Here is a 17,057-nt window from a genome sequence, read left to right as displayed (position 1 = left end):
AAAGAGGAGATGTGTTATGATGAAAAAAATTTTATTTACTCTGTTTGTGATTCTCTTTATTGCCGGATGTGCCGATAAAAAAAGAGTTTTAAATATCGAAAATAGAGGTTTGTGTTCGGCTCCTTCTGCAACACTCTATTTAAATACTCTCGAGATACAAAATAGTGCAAAAACATTTAATATATCTCCTGATGAAATCAGAAAAGCTCTTGCTGATTCACTAAAAGAGACAAACTGTTTTTATGTTTTTAACAAAAAAGCTGAGCCTCTAAAATCAGAAAACGAATACCTCGTAGAGACTAAAGTTTCTCTTTTTCAGGAACAAGAGATAATTGAGAAAAATATCTTTAAAAAAGAGGAGAAAGAGCGTCTCTCTATGACTATTGCGCTTTATGCACATAATGAGAGTAAAAAAATCAATGCAAACACAACAAGTGAACTCTTTATAGACAAAACAAAAATCTTAGGTTTTACAACACAAAAAGATAGCGCTGAAGATAGTGAAACAGTACTAAAAAATGCCGTTAAACAAGTCTCTATTTTATTGAAAGATGGATTTGAAAAACTTCAAAACAGTGAAAAATAATTTAAATATTTTGAAGGACAATACTAAATGACATATAGGTATATAGGCAAAAGCGGCTTAAGAGTAAGCCCTATCTGCATGGGGACAATGACATTTGGAACACAAACACCCAGCCAAAAAGAGGCTTTTGAGATCATGGATAAAGCCTACGAAGCCGGTGTGAACTTTTATGACACAGCAGAACTCTATCCCGTTCCTCCGACTGCAAAACTTGCTGGAATAACCGAAGAGATAATAGGCAAATGGTTAAAAACCAAACCAAGAGAGAGCATTATTTTAGCAACAAAAGTTGCGGGAGCGGCTTCAGGATGGTATGTTCCACCTGTAAGACACGGGCTTACGGCAATTGACAGTTTTCACATCCAAAGAGCGGTTGAGGGAAGTTTAAAAAGATTAAAAACTGATTATATAGATCTTTATCAGATGCATTGGCCAGACACTATAGTACCGATTGAGGAGAGCTTAAAAGCATTTGACAAACTTGTGCAAGAGGGGAAAGTTCGTTATATAGGAACTTCCAATGATACCGCTTATGGGACTACAAAAGCGTTAATGACATCAGAAGCAAAGGGGTATGCAAGATTTGAATCGATTCAAAACAACTTTTCACTTTTAAACAGACGCTTTTTAGATGAGCTTGCAGCAGTAGCAAAAAAAGAACAAATTTCACTCCTCTCCTATTCACCGCTTGCTGGTGGAGTTCTTAGCGGTAAGTACAATCAAAATGCGGATATGCAAGGTCGTTTTAGCGAATATCTACAATCTCCAAATAAGCGTCAGCGTGTTATGGCACAAAGATTTATGAACGACAAAACACTCGCTTCAACACAAAAATATCTAAAAATAGCATATGATCACGAGATTCACCCTGTAACGCTGGCTATCGCATGGTCAAAACAGTTTGACTTTGTTGCTTCTACAATAATAGGCGCTACAAACGCGGCGCAGTTAGATGCATCTTTGGCTGCAATGGATCTTGTTTTAAGCGATGAAATTCTTAAAGCATGCGATGCTGTGCATCAGGAGATACTCTATCCGATGGGATAGTGTAAAATATCAAATATGACTTCCAAAGACAGATTCTCAATTATTCCCATATCATCCCTCTTTTTTGCTATAGCTTTTTTAGCTGTAGGCTATGGAATGATTTTAACTTTTATCGGAGTTTATCTCAAAGAGAGCGACTCTAGCAATATAGCAATAGGCGTTATAAATGCCGCATTTTTTCTAGGAGCTATCGGTGCTTCTATCTTTAGCCAAAAGATTATTGCAACAGTCGGACATATAAGAAGTTTTGCCACTTTTGCTTCTGTTATGATTATAGGATTTTTAGGACATAGTCTTTATTTCAATGAAATATTTTGGGCTGTTCTTAGACTTCTCTCGGGTTTTGCCTATTATGGACTACTTATTATTTTAGAGAGTTGGCTTAATGAAAAAAGCACTGAATCGCATAGAGGAAAAATTCTTGCTGTTTATACTATCATATTTTATTTGGCAACAGCTATCGGTCAGTTAATCCTTAATATTGGAGAAAAAGAGAGTCATATCTTTTTTATCATGGGTTCCATTTTGGTTCTTTTTTCTATTGTTTTTATCTCTATGACAAAGATAAAAGAGCCTATTTTGCAACCCTTTGAAAGATACAGTCTACCAAAAATATTTAACATTGCCCCTCTTGCGCTTGCCAGCAGTTTTATAGGAGGGTTTTTTGTCGGAGGTTTTTTTACTATGATACCGGTATATATAGTTGAAAATTTTAACTCAATTGAGATAGTCTCTATCTTTATGACCGTTGCACTTATAGGCGGATTGATCTCTCAGTGGCCAATTGGAATGCTATCTGATAGGCTTGGAAGAAGAAAGGTTATTGCATATAGCAGTTTTTTTATCGCTTTTGTCTCTGTTTGCTTTATTTTAGCCCCCTATCATGAGTCTCTTTTTTATCTCTTTGGGGCACTTCTGGGTTTTGGCATATTTTGTCTCTACCCCTTAGCTGTAGCAAGAGCAAATGATATTGTTGATGAAAACAAAAATATACTTGAAATAAGCAGAACACTCCTTTTTGCTTATGGTTTGGGCTCTTTTGCATCCCCTCTTATAATTGGTTTGGGATCATATTTTTTTGATCATTTTATCTTTTTATCTTTTTTAATTCTAAGCTTGTTTTTAGGATTTTACTCACTCTCAAGTGAAAGAGTAGCTGATGAGGATATGAGTGTTTTTGTAAATATGCCAAGTGTCGCGGGAGCAGAGTTTCCACACCTTGACCCTAGACAGGATAACCTTTAAACTTTTTTGATATCATATAAAAAATCTGCATAAAAAGGTTCCTTTTATGAAAAAAAGAACAAAAATAGTAGCAACTGTAGGTCCTTCTTGTGATAGTACAGAAAAACTTGAAGAACTTATAAGAGCCGGTGTAAATGTTTTTAGACTCAATTTTTCCCATGGAGATTATGCATACCATAAAATGGTACTTAAACACATCAGAGAAGCCATAAAAAAAACAGGCTTAATTGTTGGAGTCCTACAGGATATTAGTGGCCCAAAGATTCGTGTAGGGGAACTTAAGCAAAGTTTTGAACTACGAAGCGGAGATATTTTAGAATTTACCCAAGAAGATATTGTAGGCTGCAGAGTAGAAGATGCCCACTATAGATTAACCCTAAACAAAAAAGAGATTTTACAGAAGCTGCATATTGGTCAATTTATTTATCTGTATGATGGCATTATTCGTGCCAAAGTCACTGAGATCAAAAACGGCTCTGTTTTTACAACCATAGAAAATGACGGTATTTTAAGCAGTAAAAAGGGAGTTAATTTTCCAAACAGCTATATTAATATCGATGTTTTAACGCCAAAAGACAGAAAAGATATAGCATGGGGCGTTAAAAACGGTGTTGATTTTATGGCTATCTCTTTCGTACAAAATGCCCAAGATATGCTTAATGCAAGAAAAATTGTGGATGAACACGGTGGAAAACAGATGCTTATTGCAAAAATTGAAAAATTTGATGCAATTGAGAATATAGATGATATCTTAAGAGTAAGTGACGGTCTTATGGTTGCACGCGGAGATTTGGGCATTGAAGTACCATTTTATGAAGTTCCAAATATACAAAAAATGCTTATTAAAAAAGCGAATGAAGTTTCAAAACCTGTTATCACTGCAACCCAGATGCTGCTCTCTATGACAAAGAGTCAAAGAGCCTCAAGAGCTGAGATAAGCGACATTGCAAATGCCGTCTTAGATGGGACTGATGCTGTTATGCTCTCTGAAGAGAGTGCAATTGGTGACTACCCGGTTTTGGCAGTTAAAACAATGTATGAAACTATAAAAGAGGCGGAAAAAGAGTATCCTTATCATAAATTTTATGAACACAAACATAAGGAAATTACAACTGCAATAGATGAATCAGCCGTCAGACTCTCAAAAGATTTGAATGCAGCAGCTCTTATCTCTCTTACAAACTCCGGTAATTCTGCAAGAGAATTAGCAAAATATCGTCCAAGCAAACCTATTTATGCTATTACCCATAATGATAAAGTGCATAGACAACTTACTCTTTCATGGGGCGTTGTTCCCGCTTTTAGCATTAAAAAAAGCTCTATCAGCCAAACTCTTAAAGATGTTATAAACAAAGGGTTAAAAAAGAGTATTTTAGATGAGAAAAAAACATATATTCTTACAGCAGGAAGTCCTATGGGAGTAAGCGGCTCTACAAATGTAATTCGGGTACTTACTTCAGATGGTATAGGATTTTTTAAAAATCTAAATACATAATAAATATATATTTATGCTACTATAAATATATAATTTTTACAAAAAGGTTATTTTATGAAATATATACGATTTTTTAATGAACTAAATATTGATGATATTTCAATCGTTGGCGGCAAAAATGCTTCACTTGGGGAGATGTACCAAAATCTTACTCCAAAAGGGGTAAATATTCCAAACGGCTTCGCGACAACAAGCGATGCCTACTGGCTGCTTCTAGAAGAAAACGGAATAAAAAACAAGATAGCCTCTATTTTGAGTGATTTAAACATAAATGACACAAACAATCTTCAAGAGCGCGGACTAAAGGTGCGTACTCTTATCTTAAACTCTCATCTTCCAAAGGTGCTCGCAGATGAACTTATTGAAGCATATAAAACTCTCTCTGGTGAATATAAAAAAAATGCTGTTGATGTGGCTGTGCGATCATCGGGAACAGCGGAAGATCTGCCTGACGCCTCTTTTGCAGGGCAACAAGAGACTTTTTTAAATGTAAGCACAAAAGAGGAACTTCTTGAGTGCGTTTTAAAATGTTTTGCTTCACTCTTTACCGACAGAGCCATCAGCTACCGCACAAGCCGAGGATTTGACCACTTCAAAGTAGCTCTATCAGTCGGTGTGCAGAAGATGGTGCGAAGCGATATCTCATCAAGCGGAATTATGTTTAGCATTGATACGGAGAGCGGATCTGAAAATCTTATACTTATAAACTCCATCTGGGGTCTGGGCGAAAATGTGGTGAGCGGACGCGTCAATGCGGATGAGTTTTTTATCTTTAAACCTACGCTCAAAGAGGGTAAAAAAGCCATAATCAAACGCTCTTTGGGAAGCAAAAAAGAGAAGATGCTTTACGATGAAAAATCACGCACTATAGATATTGCCACTACAAAAGAGGAGCAAAACAGTTTCTCTATAACTGATAATGAGGTTATTGAATTGGCAAAAATAGCCGTTATTATAGAAAATCTTTACAACCGGCCTATGGATATTGAGTGGGCAAAAGATGGGGATGATGGCAAACTCTACATCGTTCAGGCAAGACCTGAAACTGTAAAAAACAGAGAAAACAAAAGTATGACAAGCCGGCGCTACTCGCTTGATGGTATCAAAGATGCAAAAATTTTAACATCAGGACGAGCAATCGGCGATAAAATAGGCAGCGGAAAAGTAAGTATTATAAACAAAACATCTGAATTTCAACGCTTTAATGATGGTGATATTTTAGTTGCAGACTCTACAAATCCCGACTGGGAACCCATCATGAAAAAAGCCTCTGCCGTAATCACTAACCGCGGAAGCCGCACATGTCATGCGGCTATCGTAGCAAGAGAGATAGGCGTTCCTGCTGTTGTCGGATGTACGAATGCTACTGAAGTGCTGCGTGATAGGCAAAAAGTTACTGTTAGCTGTGCGCAGGGCGACGAGGGGTATGTTTATGAGGGTGAGATTCCCTTCTCTGTTAAAACATTGGATATAAAAAATCTCAAACCTACTAAAACCAAACTCTATGTAAATGTAGGAAATCCTGCCGAAGCTTTTCACTTTGCAAAACTTCCAAATGACGGTGTCGGGCTTGCAAGGATGGAGTTTATTATGAGTAACTCCATCAAAGCTCATCCAATGGCTCTTGTTGCTATGCACAAGAACCAAAAAGTTAAAGATGAAGAGGAGATTCACTCACTTATGACTCCTTGTACCGATACAAAAGAGTTCTTTTTGCAAAAATTGAGTGAAGGCATTGGGATGATTGCAGCGGCTTTTTACCCAAAACCTGTAATTATAAGAACAAGCGACTTTAAAAGCAACGAATACCGCAATATGTTAGGCGGTCTAAAGTATGAAGCCGTTGAAGAAAATCCGATGATAGGCTTTAGAGGTGCCAGCCGATACTATGACGAAAGTTACCGCGAAGCCTTTGAGTGGGAGTGCGAAGCGCTAAAGAGAGTGCGTGATGAGATGGGGCTTGAGAATATTAAAATAATGATTCCATTTGTGCGCACACCTGAAGAGGGCAAAAAAGTTATAGAAATTATAAATAAAAAAGAGTTGCATCAAGGCGAAAACGGGCTTGAAATATACGCAATGTGCGAAATACCAGCAAATGTTATTTTAGCCGATAAATTTTTAGAAGTTTTTGACGGCTACTCCATAGGTTCAAACGACTTGACACAGCTTACGCTTGGCGTTGACAGAGAGAGTGCAAAAATTTCTCATATCTTTGATGAGAGAAATGAGGCAGTAAAAAGAATGCTTCAGATGGCAATAAAAGCATGCAAGGAGAGAGGCAAATATATAGGCATCTGCGGGCAGGCGCCATCAGATTACCCTGAAATTACACAGTTTTTGGTACAAGAGGGCATAGACTCCATCTCTCTTAATCCAGATTCGCTTTTTAAAATGCGTCAGGTTGTAACTGATTTAGAAAACAGATAATTTATGATAAAATTTCACTAATGAAACTGCATCTAATTCTATCTCTGCTCTTTTTTATTGCCGCGAGTTTTGCTTCTATACATGAAGTAGAGCATATAAAGCATCATGATGACTCTTCATGCTTTATATGTACAGTAAGTCAAAATCTGGTGTCTGCAGATGCTGTTGAATTTGCTGCGGAGATAGAAGTTTTTCATTTTGAAAAAATTATACAAAACACTCTTCTCTCCTATTTATATATAAAAACAGCAACATATCAAAACCGCGCACCTCCTAAAATATCCTAAAACAAAAAAAATTATCAGCACAAAAAATTAAAAATATATATTTTAGGATAAAAATATGCATAAAACTTTACACAACTCGCTGCTACTTGCTTTATTCTCAGCAATATCTCTATATGCAGACAGCAGTGATACACAATCTATCTCTTTAGACGCGCTTACCGTGTCCGCTTCACCTATTCACGAACATGAAACTTTTGAAGTTCCTGCTCAAATAGATGCTATTAGCTCCAATGAAATAACAAAAAAATCTACTGCTTCTCTTGGAAAAATTTTAGAAGACATTCCGGGAGTAAATAACATTGCTACAGGTTCTCAATCGGGCAAACCGGTGATTCGCGGCATGAGCGGAGAGAGAGTAAAAATAGTCTCAAACGGCAGTGCTACAGATTTTCAAACTTACGGAATCCGCCATTTGGCAAACATTGATCCGTTTTTCGCTCAAAATATAGAAGTTATCCGCGGTGCACAAGGAGTTCTTTACGGCTCTGACGCTCTAGGAGGAGTCGTAAATGTACTGTCGCCGGAACTACTTTCCACATCAGATGATTCCGTAGTGTATAAAGGCGAACTAGCCGGTGAATACAACACAAACAACAATGAGTGGATGAGCAGCGTAAAAGCACAAATGGCAAAAGGTAAGTTTGGTCTTAATGTAGGAGTCTCAAAAAGAGAAGCCGACAATTATAAAACAGCTTCAAGCCCTACCTATAAAAGCGGAGATCCTGCCGGTACGCTTCCGCTTTTCTCAGGTGAACTCCCCTATACAAACTTTGAAAACACATCGGCATATATAGCTCTGGGATATAGAGATGAGTGGGGTGAAGTATCGCTTGGGCACACCTATTGGCAAAGTTACCAGAACTTTTTAGGGCATCTACCTGATTTAACTCCTGTATCCTCCGCGGGACAGGATCTCTCTAACAATGAAACACAGCTAAAAGCCGAAATTTTTGCGGGCGAGTGGATTATAAAACCGATGATATCCCACACCATCAACACCAGAGAAGCAGCTACAAATACACCGTATGAGATTATGGAGAGCGTAAAAGGAACAAATGCGTATGTTGATTTAAATGTAGATAGAACAGATGCAAAACTAGCTTTTATACATCCGATATTTTCCATTTTTGATGGTGAAATAGGCATAGAGGGATATGATAAAGATCAAACGCTAAAGAGCGGAAAACTCTCACCAAGCGCAAAAGAGAAAGGTTTAGGGCTCTATATTTTTGAAGAGGCGGATATTGGAGAGTGGATTTTTCAAGGCGGCCTAAGATACAGCAAAATCGAGATAAATGCGCCAACAGATGGAAATAATGCACCTTTTGTTGCCAGCGGTATCTTTGATGCGTCAAACAACAGCAAAAAATTTTCTGCCATTGCGGGATCTATAGGAGCCACATACAAGCTTAACACAAACTTCAATATCGCGGTAAATATAAGCAGAGGTTTTCGGGCGCCTAGCATTTTTGAGCTCTATGCGGGCGGGGTTCACGGAGGCGTACAAGCATATCAGCTTGGAAACCCAAACCTTGAAGAGGAGATAAGTATGGGCGCTGATATAGCGCTGCGATATAAAGATGAAAAGACAAAAGCAAGCATAGCTCTCTATCATACCTATATAGACAACTATATCTTTTTGCAAAATACCGGAAATAGCGTAACGGTTGGGAGCATGACACTTCCTGAGATGAAAAATGAGCAGACTGATGCGACAATGCAAGGTATTGAGTTTTCAGTTGATACAATGCTAAGCGATAAAACACGCGCAACGGGAACTTTTGAGGTTATAAAGGGGCGTGACACGAAAAACGATAGAAGTCTGCCTCTCATTCCTGCAAACAACCTAAAACTGGCAATTTATCAAAATCTTGGAAATTTAGGAGCGATGCAAAACTCAACTCTCTTTATAGATTATAAATATATTGATGATCAGCAAGTAGGTGGCGCATATGAACCATTTGCGCAGTACAACAACACTCCATTTGGAACAGCCGATACACAAAGCTACTCATTATGGGGAGTTGGATACACATCTGATATTGATATATTTGAATATAAGCCACAATTGAGCATCAAAATATCCAATCTCTTTGATAAAGAGTATAGAGACTTTTTAGACACATACAAAGGATATGCTCTTGGCATGGGAAGAAATATCTCATTTTCCCTTAGAGTGCCTTTTGAGAGTTGAAAAATTAACAGCTTTTAGACGCTGTTAATTTGACTCTGAAAAATTTCTCTAACTCCATAACCACCGTGAGTGTTAAAGCTATAAAAAGGAGTGTCGCCCACATTTGCAAACTAACCGGCTCAACGCTAAGTATAGGCTGCATAAAAGGTGTATACATAGCTATCATATGAATACCCTGTGCAGAGATAACAGATATCCATAAAAGCATATTTCTGGCATGATTGATTTTAAAGATGGAGCTGTTTTCACTGCGTGAATTAAAAGTATGTACATTCTCAAAGAGCACCATCATAAGCAGTGTAATATTTCTTGCCGCTTCCTCTTGATATCCAAACTCAAGCAGCGTATAAAAAAGAGCAAATGCCGAGATGCCCATGTATAAACCGCCTACAACTACTCTGCTAATCATGGTTTTGTTAAATATAGGCTCTTTGGGATCGCGCGGCTTGCGTTTTAGCACTCCGGGTTCCGCTTTTTCCACAGCCAGTGCTACATCTTGTATGCCGTTTGCAACAAGGTTAAGCCAGAGTATCTGCACAGGCAGAAGCGGAATAGGTATAAAAAATATGATTGAGAGAAGCACAAGCACTATCTCGGCAAATCCTGTAGCTATAAGAAGATGGATGACTTTGCGGATATTGTCATACGCTACGCGCCCCTCTTCTACACCGTTTACGATGGAGCCGAAGTGGTCATCCGTTAGTATCAGGTCGCTTGATTCGCGCGCAACATCTGTACCGCTTTTACCCATAGCTATACCGATGTTTGCAAACTTGAGTGCAGGCGCGTCATTGACACCGTCTCCCGTAACTGCCACAAAGTGACCGAGTTCTTGAAATGTTTTTACTATAAGCTGTTTTTGCTGAGGAGAAACTCTCGCAAAAACACGCTTATGAGCAATCTCCTCTTTTGGCGCTCCACGCTCCATCCAATGAGCGATTGCCACTCCGTCTATTATCTCATCTTTGCTTATGGCGATGCCGAGTTCTCTTGCTATATAAAATGCGGTGTTTGGATGATCACCCGTTACCATAACTACTTCAATTCCCGCCTCTTCTGCAGTGCGAAGAGCCTCTTTGACCCCTTCTCTAAGAGGATCTGTTATAGCTGCAAATCCAAGATAGGTGTATCCATCCTCCGCAATAGCGCTATTATCGTTAATTCTGTATGCCAAAGCTATATTTCTAAATCCGTTAGCAGCCCACTCATCAACCTGTTTTAAAGTGTACTCTTTTTCATCCTCGCCAAGTGTGCTTTTTGCAAGTATAACCTCCGGTGAGCCTTTGATAAAATCAACTTTTTTGCCCTCAATCTCATAACTTGCTGCTGAATACTTATTGACCGGTTCATAAGGAGTTAGTGCGATTGCTTTTGCTTTTTCATACTTTTTAACAAGAGTCTCATTAATAGCAAGTGCATACCTAGCTAAAGCTATATCTACCTGATCGCCTAAGAAAACAAACTCATCACCCTCTTTTCGATGAGTTGACTCATTACACAAAAGAGCACTCAGAACTACATGCTCATCTACTGCCTCACTGCTGTTATATGTTTTATCGGGACTGATAAAGTGCTCAACGCTTAGGCGGTTTTGCGTCATCGTTCCGGTCTTGTCGCTTGCTATAAATGTACATGAACCAAGCCCCTCAATAGCAGATAGCTTGCGTACAATGACATTTCTCTTACTCATAACACTGCTTGCGACGCTCAGTGCAACTGTAATAGCAACGGGGAGCCCCTCCGGAATAGCAGATACCGCAAGAGCTACTGTGAGGAAAAAGATATCTTTTAGCGGCATATCCTGATAAACGCCGAGCATAATGATAAGCAGCGCGACACCGCTTATGATTTTGGAAATGTTGAAAGAGAACTTCTCCATGCGCAGCATTAGCGGTGGTTTTGCAATCTTTACCTCTGCTAAAAGAGAGGCTATTTTACCGACTTCCGTCATCTCGGCTATTGCCACCACAACTCCGATTGCCCGCCCTTTTGTAACTAAAGAGCCGCCATAGAGCATGTTTTTTCTCTCGCCTATTGGTTCATTTTCATCTTTGGATATATATTGCGGATTTTTACTTACTTCGATAGATTCGCCGGTAAGAAGCGATTCGTTTACTTGCAGATCATTTGCTTCTATAAGGCGTATATCAGCAGGAACTTTTACACCTGATTCGAAAAATACTATATCGCCGAGAGTGACATCTTCGCTTAGTATCTCAACTTTTTTGCCATCTCTTAAGACATTTGCATAAGTCTTGATTACTTTTTTCAGAGCGTCAGCTCTCTCGCCGGCATTATACTCTTGATAAGTTCCGACTACGGCGTTCACGAGAAGTGCCGCCATAATAAAACCGGCATCACTAAACTCCTTGATGACCAGCGATATAACAGTAGCTATAAGTAAAACATAGATAACAGGACTCTTAAACTGCTCAATAAATATATTAAGCAGGGTGCGTTTTTTACCCTCTGCTAAAACATTTTTTCCATAATGCTTTGTACGAGAGCGAGCCTCTTCTTTGCTGAGGCCATCAACACTACACTCTAAATCTTCAAGAGTCTCTTCTATGCTTTTTGTGTGAAACATAAAATACTATTTATAAAAAAGGTAAACACACCTCTTTACTTTTTTTTCTTAGAACTTTTTTCTGCTTTTTCTTTCTTTTTAAAATCTTTTATATTTTTTTTAATCTCTTGTTTGAGCTCTTTTTTGAGCATAGCATTAAGCTCTTTTTTTACAATTTTTTTAACTTTTTTCTTATCAACCATCTTAAATCCTTTAATTTCAATAACTCATATGATAATGCGTATTAGCTTAATTTAAACTATATCCTCTAAATAGAATCAATAGTAGCTATCATTCTTTTGTAATGGTCCCCATGCCAATATATGCGTTTGCATGTAGGGCATATTTCAAACTCTGAAAAATACTTTTTTACTTTTGGCGGAAGCTGCGCTTCAATGTCACTTTTTTGCACTTTTTGCAACTCTGTATTACATACAATGCAGCGGGGTACAAGAGAGTAATCTTTTATTCCAAACTCTCTTTGAAGTTCTTGAAGCTGTTTTAAATTATCTATTGCATCAAGATAAAAAGTCGGCGCTTTCGTTCGTTCATGCAATCCTTTATCACGCGTTAAAATAATCCTATCCTCACTATTTGCAAGTTCAATAAGATCATTATCGTCAATCGTATTAAAATAGAGCGTATCAAAACCCATTATTCTAAGATATTTTGTAAGTTTTCCAAGATGACAATCAGCGATAAACTTAGGCGGATTTTCTATTTTCATACAAATATTATACCCTATCTCAATCCGGCAGACTATGCTATACTTATTCTTATGAATACTCTATTTTTGGCTGTAAAAGCAAAACTTGATGATTACGATACTTTAAAATCAGAATTTTCTGGCATTATAAAAGGTAAATGGGCTAGAGATGAAGATTTGCATGTAACAATTTGTTATTTTGGGACTATATATACTATTGAAGAACTATTAAACATGCTGCCCCGTTCTATCGAAAAAACACAACCTTCAGCTCTGACATCTTTAGACTTTTTTTCTCATAACAAAATACTTTATGCTAAACCTGAAGGCTATGCACTCGATAAACTTCATGCATCTCTTTGCACTCTTTTTCCACTAAAATCAACTGCATCGTTTACTCCCCATGTAACACTGATGAGAATGAAAAAAATAGATGACACTAAAGCTTTTAAAGAGGTTTTAAATAGATATAAAAATAGGAAAATAGGAAAAATTGAAACGACTTTAGAACTTATGCAAAACTGCCTATCCCCCGAAGGTTCCAAGTATAAGAGCATTAAAAAATTTGAGTAATATAATTTTTTAATATATATAAAAATTTGATAATTTTATCAAAAATATGATAAAATTTTGTCGATGAAATTAAATATACTTATATCTCTACTTTTTGCTGTTGTCACAAGCTTTGCCGCTGTTCATGAAGTGGAACACATTCAGCATAACGACAGCGCGTCATGTCTTATATGTACGGTAAGCCAAAATTTAATTTCTGACGATTCAGTTCAATTATTAACAGATATCGAACTTTTTCACTTTGAAAAAATCACACAAAACAATCTGCTTTCTTATATATTTACCAAAATAAACTCAAACCAAAACCGCGCTCCTCCATCTACTATCATAACTTAAAAAAATAAAATAAAAAATCTTACAAAAATAAAAAATTATAAATAATTAGGATAGAAAATTATGAAAAAAATAGTATTATCAAGCGTACTCTGCGCAACATTGGTTTATGGGGCAGATGTGCTTCCTGTTGAAAAAAGAACATTTGATCAGTCAAAATTCATTCCAGATATCTCTTTGGTCTTAGACGCTTCATATGTTGATAGAAGTGTAAAAGATGACGAGGCGCCCCATTTAGAGCTTCCAGGTATTGCCCACGGCCTTTTGGGAGAGCACTCTCACGGAGATTCGGAACATGCCACTTACAATGCAAAAAACGGATTTAACCTCAATTATGCAGAGCTTGTGCTCTCAAGCAGCGCTGATCCATTTTTTACGGTGGATGGCGTATTTCACTTTTCAGAAAATGGTGTTGAGATAGAGGAGCTATACTTTACATCTAACGCTTTAGGACACGGCACAAAAGTAAAAGGCGGAAAATTTAACTCAAACTTTGGTTATCTAAATGAGCAACACCACCATGCATGGGATTTTGCAGATATGCCTTTAGTATATGAGGCATTTTTAGGAATGCACGGTATAAATGAAACAGGTGCGCAAATTCAGTGGACTGCTCCGACTCCTTTTTACCTTATGGCAGGATTTGAAGTGCTTCAAGGAGAAAACGAACAGATGTTCGGCAATGAATCAGTTGATATAGAAGAATTCACAACTATAGAAGAAGATAAAATAGAGGGAACTTCTGCACCTTCACTTTACATTGGATATATAAAAGCTTCTCATGATATAGACAACACAACCTTGCTCGGTGGAATTTCTTATGCTCAAGGTGATTCAATGATAGATCACAGCAGCGATCATGAAGCTCCACATGTGTTTAGCGGCGACTCAAAACTTTACGGTGCCGATTTGGTTGTTTTGCATGCTATTGACTCTTACAAATCTATCAAGTGGCAGACAGAGTATCTTCAAAGAGAGCTAGACGGTACACAGTACAATCTATACGGCACATTTACCTCCCCTCATATCAATAAAAAACAGAGCGGTCTCTACTCACAGCTTATCTACACACACAATAAAAACTGGAGAATGGGTGTTAGATACGATGCAATATTAAAAAATGATGTTACAGCGGACAATATAGATAAACCACAGCCAGACGGGCTCGACAAATACACAGCGATGGTAGAGTACCATACAAGCGAGTTTGCAAGATTTAGACTGCAGTACAGCCGCGACAACTCTATGTTTAATGAAGATGGTCAAAGAGAAAAAATCGACACTCTCATTCTTCAAGCAAATATCTCTATCGGCGCACACGCGGCACATAGTTTTTAAGCATGAAAAAACTACTAACACTGCTAACGCTTCTGCCGCTAACACTCTTAGCTCATCTAAATATAGCGGTAAGCTACCCTTATATAGGGGCGCTTACTAAAACAATAGGCGGGGAGCATATTACGACTACTGTTTTGGCAAAGGGAAACTGGGATCCGCACTTTATTATTCCCCGTCCTTCGCTTATTACAAAAGTGAGAAATGCCGATGCACTTATCATGAACGGAGCTCAGCTTGAGATCGGCTGGCTGCCTCCACTTATAAACCGTGCGGGGAATCCAAAAACTTCACCCTCCTCTGCAACATTTTTAAATCTTTCCCATCATATAGAGCTTATAAACAAGCCAAGCGAAGTAGATAGAAAAGACGGCGACATTCATCCCGATGGCAATCCGCACTTTCATCTAAGCCCGCAAAACATTCTGTTTTTGGCACAGACCATAAAAAATTTTTTAATCTCTATAGATAAAAAACACTATGAGGTTTACGAAAAAAACTATGCTGATTTTTCTAAGATGTGGAACCAAAAGATGAGTGAGTGGAGCCAAAAAATGAGCGATAAAAAAGGCTTAAAGGTTATCCAATTTCATGACAATTTAGCTTACTTTAACAAAGCCTACGGACTTATAAATATAGGCACTATCGAGCCTCTTCCCGGTATTCCTCCCTCATCAAGACATACCATAGAAACGATTGAGCTTATAAAAAAAGAGAATCCTTGCTGCATACTCCATGATGTTTATCACTCAACAAAAACAGCAGATTTTATAAGCCAAAAAACAGGCATAAATATAGTTTTAATGCCGCATGATATAGAAGCGCTGGACAACATAAACAGCTTAAGTGCGCTTTTTGATCATCTAACAAGTGCAATAAAATGACAGATATTCTTCTTGTACCAATTGCTCTTGTTATTATTCTGGTGATGCTTCACTCCTATTTCGGGATGGAGATATTAAAGCGCGGTATCATCTTTACCGACCTTGCAATTGCGCAGTTTGCAGCTCTTGGCTCATCTATAAGTCTTGGCTATTTTCATGAAGAATATTTCTACCTCCTAACGCTTAGTTTTGCTCTTTTGAGTGCATTTCTTATAGCATTTGCTTCTACGCGCAAACTCCATTTAGAGGCGTTTATCGGAATACTTTATGTTTTAGGTGCAAGCGGCATCATGATGGTTCTCTCCCACTCTGCAGAGGGGATGGAGCACTTCAAGTCTCTGCTTGCCAGCGATATACTCTTTACTCCTCCCATTGAAGTTGCAAAAAGCGGAGTTATATACGCATTTATCGCTCTTGGACTCTACTTTATCTACCCGAAACTCAGCGGCTTTTTAAAAGAGCTTCTATTCTTTTCGCTTCTTGCCATTACCGTCACCTCATCTGTTTCACTTGCAGGAGTTTTTGTCGTTTTTGTGCTTCTTATTGCACCGCCGTTTGTAGCACTCTCACTAAACTTTAAAAAACCTTTACTCGGAAGTTTCTTTTTTGGATGGTTTTTTAGTATAAGCGCGATTATACTATCATATTTTTATGACTTGCCGACCGGCTATGGCATCGTTTTTTTAGGCGCATTTTTAACCGCGGTTGCAGTTTTAGTAACATCAAAAAAAGCATATGAAAGTTAATATGAAATTTCCAAACGAATGGACGCAAAAAGAGTTTTTAGAAAATAAAAAAAAGCTTGAAGCAGAGGGGGTAAAAGTATTGCTGATAGATACTATTCTCTCACCGATTGAAAATGCGGATACTCTCATCTATAACCCTTTTGAGCTAAAAGAGGAGCCGCAAGGAAGCGTTTTTGTATTTTATTGCGACACCGGAAAGGCAACCCTTAACAGACTTGAAGAGTACAAAAAAAAGTTTCCAAAACATCACTGCATTTCGCTTCATGGAGGAAGAGGATATTGGCGCAAGAACATGACGGTTTCTGATGAGCAGACATAAAAAACAGCTAGAGAGCTTTATAAAAAACCTGCGAAGCGAGAACTTTTACAATGCTCATGAAGATTTAGAGGTTCTGTGGTTTGAGAGAAGGTTCGAAGACTCTGATGAAGTAAGGCTTCTCAAAGGATTTATCAACGCTTCCGTCTGCTTTGAGCTTCACAAAAAAAATAGAATAGAAGCCTCTAAAAAAGTTTGGAATAACTACTTGAAGTACAGAGATTTGATTGAACATATAAACTCCCCTTATGTAGAAAAATACCGCCTAATCATAGATGAAATAGAGAAAATCAAGAAGAGTTTTATAAAGTAGC

The 17,057-nt window shown here is 37.9% G+C and carries 17 protein-coding genes; 14 read left to right on the top strand and 3 right to left on the bottom strand.

The annotated features are described in order from the left end of the window. Positions 1 to 19 precede the first annotated feature (19 nt). The 7 genes from FJR47_RS00300 (at position 20) to FJR47_RS00270 (ending at position 9,284) form a co-directional block, all read left to right on the top strand. Positions 20 to 586: a hypothetical protein gene (locus FJR47_RS00300; RefSeq protein WP_152298510.1), complete on the top strand. Its 567-nt coding sequence runs from the start codon at positions 20 to 22 to the stop codon at positions 584 to 586. Between the two features lie 27 nt (positions 587 to 613). Beyond that, positions 614 to 1,633, top strand: a complete 1,020-nt coding sequence (locus tag FJR47_RS00295; protein WP_152298509.1) for an aldo/keto reductase — start codon at positions 614 to 616, stop codon at positions 1,631 to 1,633. 96 nt (positions 1,634 to 1,729) lie between these two features. Then, a complete protein-coding gene (locus FJR47_RS00290) occupies positions 1,730 to 2,878 on the top strand; it encodes an MFS transporter (RefSeq protein ID WP_241855402.1) in 1,149 nt (382 codons plus the stop codon). Between the two features lie 46 nt (positions 2,879 to 2,924). Then, positions 2,925 to 4,373, top strand: coding sequence for a pyruvate kinase (gene pyk, locus FJR47_RS00285; RefSeq protein ID WP_152298507.1), 1,449 nt, complete (start codon positions 2,925 to 2,927; stop codon positions 4,371 to 4,373). Between the two features lie 54 nt (positions 4,374 to 4,427). After that, positions 4,428 to 6,803: a phosphoenolpyruvate synthase gene (ppsA, locus tag FJR47_RS00280; RefSeq protein WP_152298506.1), complete on the top strand. Its 2,376-nt coding sequence runs from the start codon at positions 4,428 to 4,430 to the stop codon at positions 6,801 to 6,803. A gap of 20 nt (positions 6,804 to 6,823) precedes the next feature. Next, positions 6,824 to 7,090, top strand: coding sequence for a hypothetical protein (locus tag FJR47_RS00275; RefSeq protein ID WP_152298505.1), 267 nt, complete (start codon positions 6,824 to 6,826; stop codon positions 7,088 to 7,090). 55 nt (positions 7,091 to 7,145) lie between these two features. Beyond that, the gene (locus FJR47_RS00270; RefSeq protein WP_152298504.1) at positions 7,146 to 9,284 is read left to right on the top strand and encodes a TonB-dependent receptor; all 2,139 of its coding nucleotides are present in this window, start codon (positions 7,146 to 7,148) and stop codon (positions 9,282 to 9,284) included. Between the two features lie 4 nt (positions 9,285 to 9,288). Here FJR47_RS00270 and FJR47_RS00265 read toward each other — a convergent pair whose 3' ends face one another. From FJR47_RS00265 to FJR47_RS00260, 3 genes are all read right to left on the bottom strand, one after another. Next, complete coding sequence (locus tag FJR47_RS00265; protein WP_152298503.1) at positions 9,289 to 11,871, bottom strand: cation-translocating P-type ATPase; 2,583 nt, start codon at positions 11,869 to 11,871, stop codon at positions 9,289 to 9,291. A 35-nt stretch (positions 11,872 to 11,906) separates the two neighbouring features. After that, positions 11,907 to 12,053 carry a hypothetical protein gene (locus FJR47_RS09680; protein ID WP_188093724.1) on the bottom strand — a complete coding sequence of 49 codons (147 nt, stop codon included), beginning with the start codon at positions 12,051 to 12,053 and terminating at the stop codon, positions 11,907 to 11,909. Between the two features lie 65 nt (positions 12,054 to 12,118). Further along, positions 12,119 to 12,577 (bottom strand): Mut7-C RNAse domain-containing protein, encoded by a 459-nt coding sequence (locus FJR47_RS00260; RefSeq protein ID WP_152298502.1) that lies wholly within the window; start codon positions 12,575 to 12,577, stop codon positions 12,119 to 12,121. A gap of 51 nt (positions 12,578 to 12,628) precedes the next feature. On the opposite strand from FJR47_RS00260, the gene FJR47_RS00255 reads away from it, so the two are divergent. The 7 genes from FJR47_RS00255 (at position 12,629) to FJR47_RS00225 (ending at position 17,056) form a co-directional block, all read left to right on the top strand. Further along, on the top strand, positions 12,629 to 13,129 hold the full coding sequence (locus FJR47_RS00255) for a 2'-5' RNA ligase family protein (protein ID WP_188093723.1): 501 nt from the start codon (positions 12,629 to 12,631) through the stop codon (positions 13,127 to 13,129). Positions 13,130 to 13,192: 63 nt separating this feature from the next. After that, positions 13,193 to 13,465 (top strand): hypothetical protein, encoded by a 273-nt coding sequence (locus FJR47_RS00250; protein ID WP_152298500.1) that lies wholly within the window; start codon positions 13,193 to 13,195, stop codon positions 13,463 to 13,465. Between the two features lie 60 nt (positions 13,466 to 13,525). After that, complete coding sequence (locus tag FJR47_RS00245) at positions 13,526 to 14,800, top strand: hypothetical protein (protein WP_152298499.1); 1,275 nt, start codon at positions 13,526 to 13,528, stop codon at positions 14,798 to 14,800. A gap of 2 nt (positions 14,801 to 14,802) precedes the next feature. Further along, positions 14,803 to 15,681 (top strand): metal ABC transporter substrate-binding protein, encoded by an 879-nt coding sequence (locus FJR47_RS00240; RefSeq protein ID WP_152298498.1) that lies wholly within the window; start codon positions 14,803 to 14,805, stop codon positions 15,679 to 15,681. Beyond that, positions 15,678 to 16,427, top strand: coding sequence for a metal ABC transporter permease (locus FJR47_RS00235; RefSeq protein WP_152298497.1), 750 nt, complete (start codon positions 15,678 to 15,680; stop codon positions 16,425 to 16,427). Before FJR47_RS00240 ends, FJR47_RS00235 begins: the two co-directional genes overlap by 4 nt. Position 16,428: 1 nt before the next feature. Beyond that, positions 16,429 to 16,746, top strand: a complete 318-nt coding sequence (locus FJR47_RS00230) for a hypothetical protein (protein ID WP_152300240.1) — start codon at positions 16,429 to 16,431, stop codon at positions 16,744 to 16,746. Then, a complete protein-coding gene (locus FJR47_RS00225; RefSeq protein WP_152298496.1) occupies positions 16,733 to 17,056 on the top strand; it encodes a DUF309 domain-containing protein in 324 nt (107 codons plus the stop codon). The genes FJR47_RS00230 and FJR47_RS00225 overlap by 14 nt, the downstream gene beginning before the upstream one ends. Position 17,057: the final 1 nt, after the last annotated feature.

This window comes from Sulfurimonas xiamenensis, from assembly GCF_009258045.1.
In the GTDB taxonomy this organism is placed as follows: Bacteria; Campylobacterota; Campylobacteria; order Campylobacterales; family Sulfurimonadaceae; genus Sulfurimonas; species Sulfurimonas xiamenensis.
The sequence above is the reverse complement of the archived record's forward strand: the minus strand, read 5'-3'. Positions and strand labels throughout refer to the sequence as shown.